Source organism: Thiobacillus denitrificans ATCC 25259 (assembly GCF_000012745.1).
Taxonomy (GTDB): Bacteria; Pseudomonadota; Gammaproteobacteria; order Burkholderiales; family Thiobacillaceae; genus Thiobacillus; species Thiobacillus denitrificans_B.
Genome location: NC_007404.1, coordinates 226,247 through 239,300, shown reverse-complemented (window position 1 = coordinate 239,300; position 13,054 = coordinate 226,247). Strand labels below are relative to the sequence as shown.

The 13,054-nt window shown below is 66.9% G+C and carries 11 protein-coding genes; 6 read left to right on the top strand and 5 right to left on the bottom strand.

Features of this window, described 5'->3' with window-relative positions:
• The first annotated feature begins 57 nt into the window (after positions 1–57).
• On the top strand, positions 58–486 hold the full coding sequence (locus TBD_RS01095) for an HIT family protein (RefSeq protein ID WP_011310731.1): 429 nt from the start codon (positions 58–60) through the stop codon (positions 484–486).
• Here the strand turns inward: TBD_RS01095 and phoR are convergent.
• Together phoR and phoB are read right to left on the bottom strand one after the other, a co-directional pair.
• Entirely contained in the window at positions 449–1,798 is a 1,350-nt protein-coding gene (gene phoR, locus TBD_RS01090) for a phosphate regulon sensor histidine kinase PhoR (protein WP_011310730.1), read from the bottom strand. The genes TBD_RS01095 and phoR overlap by 38 nt on opposite strands.
• A gap of 28 nt (positions 1,799–1,826) precedes the next feature.
• Positions 1,827–2,519 (bottom strand): phosphate regulon transcriptional regulator PhoB, encoded by a 693-nt coding sequence (phoB, locus tag TBD_RS01085; RefSeq protein WP_011310729.1) that lies wholly within the window; start codon positions 2,517–2,519, stop codon positions 1,827–1,829.
• A gap of 134 nt (positions 2,520–2,653) precedes the next feature.
• Here phoB and ubiE point away from each other — a divergent pair, with 134 nt between their 5' ends.
• From ubiE to TBD_RS15030, 5 genes are all read left to right on the top strand, one after another.
• Complete coding sequence (gene ubiE, locus TBD_RS01080) at positions 2,654–3,388, top strand: bifunctional demethylmenaquinone methyltransferase/2-methoxy-6-polyprenyl-1,4-benzoquinol methylase UbiE (RefSeq protein ID WP_011310728.1); 735 nt, start codon at positions 2,654–2,656, stop codon at positions 3,386–3,388.
• Positions 3,385–3,963, top strand: coding sequence for a ubiquinone biosynthesis accessory factor UbiJ (locus tag TBD_RS01075; protein WP_041432173.1), 579 nt, complete (start codon positions 3,385–3,387; stop codon positions 3,961–3,963). The genes ubiE and TBD_RS01075 overlap by 4 nt, the downstream gene beginning before the upstream one ends.
• Entirely contained in the window at positions 3,960–5,528 is a 1,569-nt protein-coding gene (gene ubiB / locus TBD_RS01070) for a ubiquinone biosynthesis regulatory protein kinase UbiB (protein ID WP_011310726.1), read from the top strand. The genes TBD_RS01075 and ubiB overlap by 4 nt, the downstream gene beginning before the upstream one ends.
• 9 nt (positions 5,529–5,537) lie before the next feature.
• On the top strand, positions 5,538–6,965 hold the full coding sequence (locus TBD_RS01065) for a sodium:solute symporter family protein (protein ID WP_011310725.1): 1,428 nt from the start codon (positions 5,538–5,540) through the stop codon (positions 6,963–6,965).
• A 202-nt stretch (positions 6,966–7,167) separates the two neighbouring features.
• A complete protein-coding gene (locus TBD_RS15030) occupies positions 7,168–7,914 on the top strand; it encodes a PEP-CTERM sorting domain-containing protein (RefSeq protein ID WP_011310724.1) in 747 nt (248 codons plus the stop codon).
• A gap of 76 nt (positions 7,915–7,990) precedes the next feature.
• Here TBD_RS15030 and cysC read toward each other — a convergent pair whose 3' ends face one another.
• Genes cysC through TBD_RS01045 form a run of 3 tightly spaced genes read right to left on the bottom strand, consistent with a single transcriptional unit; the run spans position 7,991 to position 12,949 of the window.
• Positions 7,991–9,625, bottom strand: a complete 1,635-nt coding sequence (cysC, locus tag TBD_RS01055; RefSeq protein ID WP_011310723.1) for an adenylyl-sulfate kinase — start codon at positions 9,623–9,625, stop codon at positions 7,991–7,993.
• Between the two features lie 56 nt (positions 9,626–9,681).
• Positions 9,682–10,641: a hypothetical protein gene (locus TBD_RS01050; RefSeq protein WP_011310722.1), complete on the bottom strand. Its 960-nt coding sequence runs from the start codon at positions 10,639–10,641 to the stop codon at positions 9,682–9,684.
• Positions 10,628–12,949, bottom strand: a complete 2,322-nt coding sequence (locus TBD_RS01045) for a VanZ family protein (RefSeq protein WP_011310721.1) — start codon at positions 12,947–12,949, stop codon at positions 10,628–10,630. The genes TBD_RS01050 and TBD_RS01045 overlap by 14 nt, the downstream gene beginning before the upstream one ends.
• Between the last annotated feature and the right edge of the window lie 105 nt (positions 12,950–13,054).

The window sequence follows — 13,054 nt, the reverse complement described above, 5'->3', positions numbered from 1 at the left end:
TGCCAGTCCTGTTCACGCCCCGCATGATGCGGGGCGTTTTGTTTGTGGAGTCCCGACATGCCCGCTTGCCCGCTATGCGACACCCCGGGCGGGACGATCCTGTGGCAGGACGATTTCTGCCGCGTCGTCCTCGCCGACGAGCCGGACTATCCCGGCTTCCTCCGCGTGATCCTCGCCGCCCACGTGAAGGAAATGAGCGATCTCGCGCCAGCCGACCAGCAGCGCCTGCTGCAGGTCGTACTCGCGACCGAAGCCGCGCTGCGCGAGGTCGTGGCGCCCCACAAGGTCAATCTCGCCTCGCTCGGCAACCTGGTGCCGCATCTGCACTGGCATGTGATCCCGCGTTTTACCGACGACCCGCATTTCCCGAATGCGGTGTGGGGCGTGAGGCAACGGGATACGCCGCGCGCCGCAGCGCCCGACCTGGACGCGCGGCTTGGCGCGGCGCTCAGGCGGCGCCTTGGTCGCGCGCAGGAAACGGAATGACTTGGGCGTTCTCGGGCGCCGCGAGGACGCGCTGAGCCGGGAAGATCGCGGAGAAGGCGCTACCGCGCCCGGGTGTCGACTGGATGTCGAGACGCGCGTGGTGACGGGTCAGCACGTGCTTGACGATCGCAAGGCCAAGGCCGGTGCCGCCGGTCTCGCGCGAGCGGCTGCGGTCGACCCGGTAGAAACGCTCGGTCAGCCGCGGAATGTGCTCGGCGGCGATGCCTTCCCCGGTGTCCTTCACGGAAAAAACCGCCTCGCCGTCGCGCTCGTGCCAACCGAGGGTGATTGCGCCGCCCTCAGGCGTGTAACGCACCGCGTTGGAGACCAGGTTGCCGAATGCGCTGCGGACTTCCTGCTGGCTGCCCTTGAGCCACGTGCCACTCGTGGCCTGCACGCTGACGCGATGCCGTCCCCGGCTCAGCGACTCGGCCTCGGACTTCAGCGCCTGCACCATCTCCGGCACGTTGACGGGCTCGTCGCTCAGGCTGTGATCGGCGCTTTCGAGCCGCGAGAGTATCAACAAATCGTCCAGCAGCCGCTGCATGCGCCGCGTGTGGTCGAGCATGAGGTCGAAATAGCGGCGGCTCTCGGCGGGCGGCAGATCGTCTGTCTCGGCGAGCGTTTCGACGAAGCCGCCGACGACGGTCAGGGGCGTGCGCAGTTCGTGCGAGACGTTGGCGATGAAGTCGCGCCGCATCGCGTCGACCCGCTCGAGGTCGGTGATATCGCGCGCGACCAGCAGCTTCTTGCCTTCGCCGAAGGGAACGAGCTGGACCGAGAGCGTGAGCTCGCGGTTGACCGGCGACTTGCAGACGAGGCGGCGCGAATAGTCGGCGGCGTCGAGAAAGTCGAGAAAATGCGCCTGCCGCATCAGGTAACGGACGAACTGGCCCTGGTCGCGCTCGCAATCGAGCCCCAGGTAGCTGCGCGACGCCGGGTTGCACCATTCGATCTGCTCGGTGCCGTTGAGGATGACCATCGCGTCGGGCACCGCCTGCGCGGCGTGTTCGAACTGTTCGAGCGCATTGGTGAGCTCGCTGCGGCTCGCTCGCTGGCGGCGCTGGAGTTTCTGCAGGCGGTAGAAGATGTCGCCCCAGGTACCGGTCGCGTCGGGCGGATCGACCTCGTCCGGGTTTTCGAGCCAGCGCGACAGACGGTATTCCTGCCACAGGCGGCGCAGCATGACGAAGGCCTGGATGCCGGCGAGAAAGCCGAGCGCCGCGACCCAGCCCGACCCCGCCCACAGGATCAGCGCGACCAGCATCACGCTGGCCAATACGCTGAGCGGTCGCCACCAGAAACCCATCATTATCGCCGTAAGGAAACAGGGGCGATTATCAGCCCACTTCGGTCGAAAAGCGATAGCCGGAGCCGCGTACCGTCTGCACGAGCGCGGCGTGCCCGGAGGGCTCGAGCGCGAGCCGCAGGCGACGGATGTGGACGTCGACCGTGCGCTCTTCGACGAACACGTCGTCGCCCCAGACCTGATCGAGCAGCTGCGGCCGCGTGTAGACGCGCTCGGGATGGGTCATGAAGAAATGCAGCAGGCGGAACTCGGTCGGACCGAGCTCGAGCGCGATGCCCTTGCCCTGGACGCGATGGCTTACCGGGTCGAGCCGCAGGCCGGCGACTTCGACCGCTTCCTCGGTCATCTGCGGCGCGCGGCGGCGCAACACGGCCTTGATCCGCGAGACCAGTTCGCGCGGCGAGAACGGCTTGGTGATGTAGTCGTCGGCGCCGGTGTCGAGGCCGAGCACCTTGTCGCGCTCCTCGCCGCGCGCGGTCAGCATGATGATCGGAACCGGCTGATAGCGCGCGTCGCCGCGCAGGCGCCGGCACAGGTCGATGCCGGACATGCCGGGCAACATCCAGTCGAGCAGGATGACGTCGGGTAGCGTCGTCTTGAGGAATTTCAGCGCGTGCTCGGCATCCCCCGCCGCGGTGACCTGATGACCCGCCTGCGTGAGATTGAATTTCAGCAGCTCCTGGATCCCGGGTTCGTCCTCGACCAGCAGAATATTGGCAGCCATCGTCGCTCCAGCATTTTGAATGGTGGCCATGCTATGACGGCAGTATGACTGATTTATGACGTCACGCGCCGCGGCGGGGCGTTCCCGCGCCCGCGCTGGTAGAATCGCGGGCTTGTCCGCTCAGCCCGACTGCCATGGAAAAAACCACCCACTTTGGCTACCAGGAGGTCGCCGAATCCGAGAAAGCCGCCAAGGTGGCCGAGGTCTTCCATTCGGTCGCGGCGCAATACGACATCATGAACGACCTGATGTCGGCGGGCCTGCACCGCCTCTGGAAGCGCTTCGCCGTCGCGCAGGCAGGGCTGCGGCCCGGCATGAAGGTGCTCGACGTGGCCGGCGGCACGGCCGACCTCACGCGCCTCTTCCTCAAGGAAGTCGGCGCGAGCGGCACGGTTTTGCTGACCGACATCAACTTCTCGATGCTGCGCGAAGGCCGCGACCGCATGCTCAACGAGGGCAGAACGCCGCCCGCGGTGCAGTGCGACGGCGAACGCCTGCCCTTTCCCGACGATTACTTCGATTGCGTGTCGGTCGCGTTCGGCCTGCGCAACATGACGCACAAGGACCAGGCGCTGGCCGAGATGCACCGCGTGCTGAGGCCGGGCGGCCGCCTGCTCGTGCTCGAGTTTTCCAAGGTCTGGAAGCCGCTCGAGGCCGCCTACGACCTCTACTCGTTCAAGCTGCTTCCGCTCATGGGCAGGCTCGTCGCGAACGACGCCGCGAGCTATCAATATCTCGCCGAGTCGATCCGCATGCATCCCGGCCAGGAAGAACTCAAGGCGATGATGGAAAGCGCGGGATTCGCCCGCGTCAGCTACCACAACATGACGGCCGGCGTCGTCGCCCTGCACAAAGGCTACAAGGTTTGATCGCTGCAGGCCTCGTCGAACGCAGCCTCAATCATCTGCTGCGTCAGTCGCCGGGCGCGCCCGCGGCCCTCGCCCGCCATGCCGGCGCGGGCGTGCGCTTCGACCTCGGCGTCGTCCGCTACGACGCCCGCATCGCCGACGACGGCTATTTTTCGCAGGCGGCCATCGACGCTCCCGACGCGGTCATCGCGCCGACCGCTGCGCTTGTGGCACGCCTGCCGTTCGCCGGCCGCGAAGCCTTCCGTTTTGCCGACTACCGCGGCGACCCGGCGCTGCTCGCGACGCTCGACCGCGTCTTCCGGCAACTCGAGTGGGACGTCGAGTCGGACCTCGTCCCTTGGGTCGGCGACGTCGCCGCGGCCCGGCTGCACCACCTGGGCCGGGGCGCCCTCGCTGCGCTCGGCGACGCGGCGACTGCGCTGGGGCGCAATGTCGGCGAATATGCCGTCGAAGAGGCGGAGGTGATGGCCCGGGGCGTCGACGTCGCACGCTTCAATCGGCAGGTGGACGCCCTCGCCGACGACAGCGAGCGCCTCGCCGCGCGCCTGCGTCGCCTGGAAGCCGAGGCCCGATGAAACTCCTGCGTCTCGCGCGCATCATCCGCACCGGCCTGCGCTTCGGTCTCGAAGAGTTCTTCCTCGGACACGAGCGCGTACGCCCCTTGCGCTGGCTCGTGCGCATCACGCTGTTCTGGCGACCGCTGCGCGAGCCGCGCGCCGTGCGCCTGCGCCGCGCGCTCGAGTCGCTCGGACCGATATTCGTCAAGTTCGGGCAACTCCTGTCGACCCGCCCCGACCTCGTGCCTGCGGACATCGTCGAAGAGCTGTCGCGCCTGCAGGACCGCGTCCCGCCCTTTCCCTCGGTGCAGGCGATCGCGACGATCGAGGCCGCCTACCGCACGCCGCTGTCTTCGGCTTTCGCCGAGTTCGACGCCACCCCGGTCGCCTCGGCTTCGGTCGCCCAGGTGCATTTCGCGCGGCTGCACGACGGTACCGAGGTGGCGGTCAAGGTCCTGCGCCCCGGCATCGCGCCGGTCATCGCGCACGACGTCTCGCTCATGTACCTCGCGGCGGCGCTCGTCGAGAAGCTGTTCGCCGACGGCAAGCGGCTGCGTCCGCGCGAGGTCGTCTCCGAGTTCGAAAAACATCTGGCCGACGAGCTCGACCTCATGCGCGAGGCGTCCAACTGCTCGCAGCTGCGGCGCAACTTCCGCGACTCGCCGCTGCTCGCGGTGCCCGAGGTGTACTGGGACTACTGCAGTGCGGACGTCATGGTGATGGACCGCATGGACGGCATTCCGGTCAGTCAGATCGAGCGCCTGCGCGAAGCCGGCGTCGACTTCGGGCGACTGGCCGCGACCGGTGTCGAAATTTTCTTCACCCAGGTGTTCCGCGACGGCTTTTTCCACGCCGACATGCATCCGGGCAACATCCTCGTACGGCCGGCTCGCGACCTCGCCGGCAGCCCGGCGGCCGGCGAGGTCGCGCGCGTCGACCAGTATGTCGCGCTCGATTTCGGCATCATGGGAACGCTCACCGAGATCGACAAGCAGTACCTCGCGCGCAATTTCCTCGCCTTCTTCCGCAGGGATTACCGCGGCGTCGCGCTCGCGCATCTCGAATCGGGATGGGTTCCGCCCGACACGCGCGTCGACGAACTCGAAGCGGCCGTGCGCGCCGTGTGCGAACCGGTATTCGATCGGCCGCTCAAGGACATCTCGTTCGGCCGCGTGCTGCTGCAGCTCTTTCAGGCCTCGCGCCGCTTCAACGTGGAAATCCAGCCGCAGCTCGCGCTGCTGCAGAAGACGCTGCTCAACATCGAAGGACTGGGGCGTCAGCTCGACCCGGATCTCGATCTGTGGAAGACCGCAAAGCCATTCCTCGAGCGCTGGATGAACGAGCAGATCGGCTGGCGGGCGCTGCTCAAGAGCCTCGAAGCCGAGGCGCCGAAATGGGCGACCCTGCTGCCGCAGCTGCCGCGGCTGGCTCACGCCGCGCTCGCCGACAACCGTCTCGCGCTGGTGGAAGCGGATCTCGTGCTGATGCTGCGCCAGCAGCAGACGCGCAACACATGGCTCGGGGCGATCGCCGTGCTGCTCACCGTGCTGTCGGGGCTCGTGCTCTATTCCATCCTGCAGTAGGGGCAAGGCGTGCTGATCGGTTTTGTCGCTCTCTACCTCGTCGTGTCGATCGGTATCGGACTGTACGGCGCGACCAAGGTCCATGGCGCCGGCGATTACATCACCGCGGGACGGGCCCTGCCGATGGTCGTCGTCGTCGCGATGGTCTTCGCGACCTGGTTCGGCGCCGAAACCGTGCTCGGCATTCCGGCGACCTTCCTCGACGAGAACCTCGGCGCGACGATCGCCGACCCCTTCGGCGCCTCGCTCGCACTGATCCTGTTCGGTCTGTTCTTCGCGCGTCCGCTGTACCGCATGCAACTGCTGACGCTCGGCGACTTCTTTCGCCAGCGCTACAACCGCCCGGTCGAGGTGGTCATTTCGTCCGCGATCGCGCTGTCCTACCTCGGCTGGGTGTCGGCACAGGTGGTCGCGCTGGGGCTGGTGTTCAACGTGCTCTCCGAAGGCCTCGTCACCCAGCCGCAGGGCATCGTGATCGGTGCGTCGGTCGTGCTGCTGTACACGCTGTTTGGCGGCATGTGGTCGGTGGCGCTGACCACCCTGGTCCAGATGACCGTCATCGTGCTCGGTCTGCTGTGGATCGCGAAGCTCGTCGGCGACATGCCCGAGGTCGACGGCGTCGCCCCGGTCGTCGCGCACGCCGCAGCGGCGGGCAAGTTCGAATTCTGGCCACCGCTGGAATGGGCGGCGATCCTGACCTTCGTGGCCGGTCTGCTTACCATGGGGCTCGGATCGATTCCGCAGCAGGACGTCTTCCAGCGTGCCAACGCCGGGAAAACCGAGCGCATCGCGGTATGGGGCACGCTCGTCGGTGGCCTGCTGTATTTCCTGTTCGCCGCGGTACCGATCTATCTCACCTATGCCGCGACGCTGGTCGATCCGGCGATGACGCAGGCGGCGCTCGCCGAGGACGCGCAGCGCGTGCTGCCCGCCTTCGTCAAGAGCCATCTGCCGCTCTATGCGCAAATCATCTTTTATGGCGCGCTGCTGTCGGTGATCATGTCGACCGCGTCGGGCACGCTGCTCGCGCCTTCGGTCACGATTTCGGAAAACGTCATCCGGGAATTCATGCCCCGGCACGGCATGAACGAAACGCAGCTGCTGTGGATCACGCGCGCCGTCGTTGTCGCCTTCAGCGTACTCGTCGTCGCCTACTCGCTGTGGTCGCTGCAATCGAGCACCAGCATTCACGAAATGGTCGCGAACGCCTACAAGGTCACGCTTGCCTGTGCCTTCGTTCCGCTCGTGGCCGGGCTTTACTGGCGACGCGCGAGCAACGTCGGCGCCGGGCTTGCGATCGCGCTCGGTTTCGTCGTCTGGGTCGCGGTGGAGTTCGTTGCGCCGGACGCCGCGTTGCCACCGCAGTTCGCCGGCCTGATCGCGAGCGCGCTGGGCATGGTGCTGGGCAGCCTGGCCGTCCCCAAACGCCGTCACTGACTGTCGGCGGTTTTTACAAGGCCGGCCCATCCGCGCCGCCACACCTGCCGCTGACTCCACATAGGTCATTGATTAGACTGGACATTGCCGCGCGCTACAGGACATGGCACGCGTGATGCTTTGAGCCAGATGTGCAAGGGGTCGTGCGCTCCATGAGCCCCGCCTGAGTTGCCCGTCTTTCCCATCGTTCAAGGAGGCCATAATGAAACCAAGCTTCAAGCGCTTCGCCCCGATCGCCCTGTTTGCCGCGTCGTCGGTGGCCGCGAGTCTCGCCAATGCGACGATCGTGACCGTCTACGACGACTTCGACGGCGGCCTTGCGAACTTCAACAGCACGGTTGCCGCCGCGGGCGGCACTGCCACCCACGACGTCTGGTCGAGCGCCTTGAGCGGGACGTCCTCGGATCAGGGTGACTATGTCGTGAGCATGAACGACGGTAGCTCCATGTTCTCGTCGGTCTACACGCTCTATAACTCGAGTCCGAGCCGGCAGACCAGCGGCCATATGGTCAGCATCGACCCAGCCGGCTCCGGGCCGGGCATCGGCGCGATCGGCAGCGGCATGACGCTGACTTTCGACACCGCGGTCAACGCGATCGGCTTCGAAGTCGGTGACTGGTCGACCTGCTGCCAGCCGTCCGATCTTTACATTTCGTTCGACGACGGCGCGCCTATTCTCGTCGGTCATTCGACCACCCTCGGGGACGGCTACCTGACCAACGGCGGCGCCGGTGTCTTCGTCGCCGCCTTCGACGACTCGGGCAACTTCACGAAAGTGCAGTTCTGGGGCGACGGCTTCGGCGAGGTGCTGAACGCCGGCGGGACGATCCACTACGCGCTGCTCGAGCAGGGCAGCCTGCCTGGCGTGCCCGAGCCCGCTTCGCTCGCGCTGCTCGGCATCGGCATGGCCGGACTCGCCGCCGCACGCCGCCGCAAGACCCGCGTCTAAGTCTCACGCTGGCCCAGAAAGAAGACGGCGACCCGCGGGTCGCCGTCTTCTTTTCACCGGGTCGTCTCGCGCCGATTCAGCGCAGATAGCCTTCGTGTTCGAGCTTGAGCAGGATCTGCTGCACGGCTTCATCGATCGCAAGCCCCGTCGTATCGATCGCGAGTTCGGGCGTCTCGGGCACCTCGTAGGGGTCGGACACCCCTGTGAATTCCGGGATCAGGCCGGCACGCGCCTTGGCGTAGAGACCTTTGCGATCGCGCGACTCGCAGGTTTCGATCGGCGTCGCGACATGAATTTCGACGAAGCCGCCGACCGCCTCGATCATCGCCCGCACGTCACGGCGCGTCTGCCGGTAAGGCGCGATGGGCGCACAGATCGCGATACCGCGGTTCTTGGTGATCTCGCTCGCGACAAAACCGATCCGGCGCACGTTGACGTCACGGTGCGCTTTCGAAAAGCCCAGCTCCGACGACAGATGCCGGCGCACGATATCGCCGTCGAGCAAGGTCACGCAGCGCCCGCCCATTTCCATGAGCCGCGCGGCCAGCGCGCGGGCGAGCGTCGATTTCCCGGCGCCCGACAGGCCGGTGAAAAACACCGTGAACCCCTGGCGCTCGCGGGGCGGCGTCTGCCGGTGCAGTTCGGCCAGCACTTCGGGAAAGCTGTACCACTCGGGGATCTTGAGGCCGGCGCGCATGCGGCGCTGGAATTCCTCGCCGGAAAGCGTGAGCAAGCGTGCGCCCTGCGGGGCTTCGGCTTCCGGAAGATGCTCGGCGCGATCCTCGACGTAGACCATGCGTGGGTAGGCGATGAGCCGCACGCCGATTTTTTCCGCGCGTTCGGCGACCGAGGGATCGACCCGGTTCTGCGTGAGGTCCTCGCCGCGCCGGCAATCGCCGCCGTCGGGTTGATGCTCGCCGCCCGCGATCAGCAGGCTGCAGCCGAAGTTGCGCGCGACGATCGCGCGCAACAGCAGTGCGCGCCCGCTCGCCTCGGGTGGCGGCGCAGGCAACAATGAGAGCTGCGTGGTCGCCGCCGGAAAGCGGTCGCGGATCGCGAGAAAGCTGCGCACCAGGCCGAAATACGCTGGCGCCTCCGTGATGTCGCCGCCGACCTGCGGATGCAGCAGCAGGTTGGCCTCGTTCTCGATCGCGCTCTTCAGACAGAACTCGTATTGCGCACGGTGCATCGGTTGGCGCGCCTGCCAGGCGATGATCCGGCGCCAGCCGCGGCGAACGAATAGCGCGCGCAATTCGGCGGGCGTCGCGCGCAGGCTGACGAAGTCGGGATGTGGAGGCAAGGCCGCGCCCTCGACTTCGCCCGCCAGATGCCAGCGCTCGCCGTCTTTCCACACATCGCTGAGCGTCAGGATCGCGAGCATGTAGCCTTCGCCGTCACGCAACGCGAGGCGCTCGCCCGGCCGACGGTCGGCGAGCGCGCGATCCCGGCTCGTCAGTGTGATCGGAGACGGCCAGAAGCTGCCGTCGTCCAGCTGCTGCGCCGACTCGACGCGAGCGCATTGCGCGCGCGTCATGAAACCGGTCAGCGGCGAATAGGCGCCGGTCATCAGCATTTCGAGCTCGCACTGCTGCTGCCAATCGAGGTCGAGCGACGGCAGGCTCAGCGCCTCGTGTTTGAGAGCTTCACGCTTCTCCGGATCGATCAGATTGACGAGGGTGCCGCCGTAGGGCTCGATCAGTTGATTCACCATGCTGCTCCAAGGTCCGATGGAATAGGGCGCACGCTCGTGGGGAGGAGGCGCACGAGCTAGTTGTAAATCTGGAAAAAAACAGCAATGAATCGGTCGAGTTCCGACTCGGGAAGGTGGTTGATGCCGGCCGCGCCTTTACGCCCGCCGCCGGTCTCGAACTGGCTACACAACTGGTCGGCGCCGGTCTTGTTCGCAAGCGGCGCGCGCACGCTGACGACGTAGCCGCCGCCTGGCTTGGCCGTGAGCACGGCGTGGGCCTGTCGGGGCGACGCGGTGGCGAGCGCGTTGCCGAAGACGCCGGAAATGCGTCGTGCCCATTTCTCGGCCGGCAGCATGAAGATGCGCCCCGCCGCGCGGTCCTCGGCGGCGCCCACCGCGCGCGCCTGCGCCATGTCGCTGTCGAAGCCCGTCCTCAGCGTCCGGTAGGCGGTCGATTCGGCGACGAAGGCCAAAGGGTCGTCGAAGGGCCGCAGCTGGCGGTAGAGGTCGGCGGGGTCGAAAAAGAGGTCGTCGAGCGTCTCGCCGTAACCGTTGTAATTGAGGCACTCACCAAGCGACTGCAGGCTTTGCAACTGCGCCTCGCCCAGCCCGAGCGGCGCGGCTGCCTGCCGTGCCGCGTCCGCCAGGTTGTCGCCGAACGCGGCCACCACCGCCCAGGGCAGGCGTCGGCCGTGCAAGTACGCATTGACCAGGAGGCTCGTGCAGACGTTGGCGTCGGTGTCGATGTGCGGTTCGAAGCCGGGATGGCGAGGCAGGTCGTCACCCGGCTGGTGATGGTCGAAGTAGCGCACGCGGGCCCCGACGGCGAGCAGCCGGTCGAGCGCTTCGCGATTCTTCGACAGCGCGATATCGAGCACGGTGATCTGGTCGCCCGTGTCTGCGGTCACGCGCTTGAGCAGACTGATATCGCGCTTGGGGCCGGTCACGAGCTCGGATTGGCCCGGTTGCTCGAGGCGCAGTTGGTGAAGCGCGCAGATGCCGTCGGCATCGCCGTTGAAAACGTCAATAAGGGACATCGGAGCCTTGGGCGTGAGTTCGTCGGGCGGTTCTGAAGTGCGGCCATTGTATGAACGCAAGCCCGGCGATGACAAGCACATGCACGCCCGCATAGCGCAACCAGATGTAGGCCGGCGCCGCGTAATTTTGACGGTCCGCGCTTAACAGGAACTGCAGCGCAGAGAACCGTTGACCATACTTGTCGATCTCGTCGGCGAGACCGAAATGGACCAGTAACGCGGCGAGCGGCAGCGAAAGCGCCACCACGATGGGCCTGCCGAAGCGCATGGACGCGGACTGCGGCGATGCGACCGACGCGGCCGCGAAAAACAGCAGCCAGAGCGCGCCGCAAAGTGCGGCGAAAGCGAGTGGCCGCGGCGTGGCGATGAGTTCGACGAGGTTGTCGGTGGCGGCACGGTGAACGACAGCCCAGTAGGCGATGGCCAGCACCGGGAGCACGGCGCAGAAATGGATTGCGCCGAGCGTCCGCCCCCGCCAGCGCCGAATGCTCTGCGCGGCGAGATACAGCATGGCACCGGGCACGCTTGCGAGCGCAATCCATCGGACGCCGGTTTCCCACTGGCCCCACCCGAGAATCGGGCTTCCGACCAGATCGTGCAGGCTCTCCTCCGGAACGGCGAAGCGCAGCAGCAGAAAGGCGACGAGCCCGTAGACGAACAAGCCGAACGGCAACTGAAGCAGACGCGCAAGCGCCGAGACGCGGCGGCGTGCGAGCCACAGGGGCCAGACCGCGAGCCAGTAGCAGGCGACCGCGAGAAGCAGCGCCGAGAGTACCGGGCTATCGTGTTGCAACAGCTCGCGCACGTTGTACGGCACGAAGGCGGCCTGGCCGAGTAGCCACAGGAGCAGTGCGAGGCCGGCGGTCGAGAACACGAAATGCCAGCCGACCGGCTGGCTCGCCGGATTCGTGTGCGCTTCCTCGCCCCGCGAGACATGCGGCGCGGCCACGACGCGCGGCGCGCGGGCAAACCGGCGGGCCAGCGCGTAACCGGCCAGACCACCGGCCCACGCGAGGAACCAGTCCGTCGTATCGGCAATCTTGTGCGGCAGCATCACCTGCCCGAATTCGATGACTGCCGGCACGGCGGCCAGAAGCAGCAGTGCGAGCACGAACAAGGGTGCGCGCAGGCGCCACGGCTGGACTGCGACGCCCCACGCGAGCAATGCGCCCAGCGGGGCGAAGAACAGCGTCTTGCGCAAGACCTCGGTGATCGCGCGGTACTCGGTGCCGAAGTAATAGACCTCGAAGGGCACGCGCAGGACGAAGTCGAGGCGGGTGCGGACAAACGCGCCGTCGGTCCGGAAGTCGAACGGGAACCAGAACACGAGGGCGAGCGCGGCCATCCACAGTGCGGTCAACACGAAAGGCGCCCACCGCCGCATTGCCCATGACGTGCCCCGGTCGCGCGTCAAGCCCTCCGCGTGCGCGCCGCGGCCGCGCACGCGGCTTCCGATCCCCGTGCCCAGGGCCGCGCCGGCTGCCGCGGTGAAGAGATCGGTGATGTCGCTGACGCGCGAAAAGACGAAGAGCTGCAACACTTCGAGCGTGGCCGCGGTCACGAGCGTCATGCCCCAGGCGCGCCAGGGCCCGCGCTTTCCGTCGAGCCGCCACAGCAGTGCAAGCGGGACCCAGAGCAAGGCGTCGGTCGCGATTTCGTAGACCGCGTAGAACGGGTCGGCCGGCAGGCGCGCAAAGGGAATGAGATTGACCCGACCATCCTGCCATTTGTGAAAGATCTCGACCGCACTGATCGTCAGGTCGAGCGGCAGCACGTTGTAAACCAGCACGCCGGCGAAATAGGTCCAGGCAATCCGCTCTGCCAGCGCGGCCCGGGAATGCTGCGCTCGCCAGCCTTGCAGCCATGCCGAGAACCGCGCGCCGGCGACCCACCACAGCGCGACGCCCAGCACGCCGCCCAGTGTCTCGGCGAAGACGTCGTTCTGCGACACCGTACGCTGGGGGAAAAACAGCTGGACGAATTCGATGCCAAGACTCAAAGCCGTCGCGAGCGGAATCAGCACGAGCGTCGCAGCCAGCCGCCCGAGCAGGGTGCCGGATGGTGACAGCACGCCCATCCAGACGAAGGTCAGGGGAATGAACAGCAGGAGGTTCGCCATCCAGTCGGCGCGCGAGCCGATGCCCAGCTTGAGGAAGGGCATGGCGCCGAACCGGGCCACCGCCGTGTCCCACGACAGCGGCCGGAATTCGAGCGGGACGAGACTCCCGTAGACGACGAAAAGCGTATAGGCGAGCGCCAGAAGCAGCAGAGGCAGGCGTACGCGAGTGCCTTCGGCTACGCCGGTCATGGCCGGAAAGCGCTCCTGCCAGCGTGGGGTGGGTTCCCGAAGTTCCTTCGCGCGCGGGCGGCGGGGTTCCGTCGCGGGATACGTGCTGCGCCGTGCGTGTAGACG

Bases quoted from the DNA above. Each gene is read 5' to 3' on its own strand.
- TBD_RS01095 (WP_011310731.1), top strand. From the start codon at position 58: ATGCCCGCTTGCCCGCTATGCGACACCCCGGGCGGGACGATCCTGTGG.
- phoR (WP_011310730.1), bottom strand. From the start codon at position 1,798: ATGATGGGTTTCTGGTGGCGACCGCTCAGCGTATTGGCCAGCGTGATG.
- phoB (WP_011310729.1), bottom strand. From the start codon at position 2,519: ATGGCTGCCAATATTCTGCTGGTCGAGGACGAACCCGGGATCCAGGAG.
- ubiE (WP_011310728.1), top strand. From the start codon at position 2,654: ATGGAAAAAACCACCCACTTTGGCTACCAGGAGGTCGCCGAATCCGAG.
- ubiB (WP_011310726.1), top strand. From the start codon at position 3,960: ATGAAACTCCTGCGTCTCGCGCGCATCATCCGCACCGGCCTGCGCTTC.
- TBD_RS15030 (WP_011310724.1), top strand. From the start codon at position 7,168: ATGAAACCAAGCTTCAAGCGCTTCGCCCCGATCGCCCTGTTTGCCGCG.
- cysC (WP_011310723.1), bottom strand. From the start codon at position 9,625: ATGGTGAATCAACTGATCGAGCCCTACGGCGGCACCCTCGTCAATCTG.
- TBD_RS01050 (WP_011310722.1), bottom strand. From the start codon at position 10,641: ATGTCCCTTATTGACGTTTTCAACGGCGATGCCGACGGCATCTGCGCG.
- TBD_RS01045 (WP_011310721.1), bottom strand. From the start codon at position 12,949: ATGACCGGCGTAGCCGAAGGCACTCGCGTACGCCTGCCTCTGCTGCTT.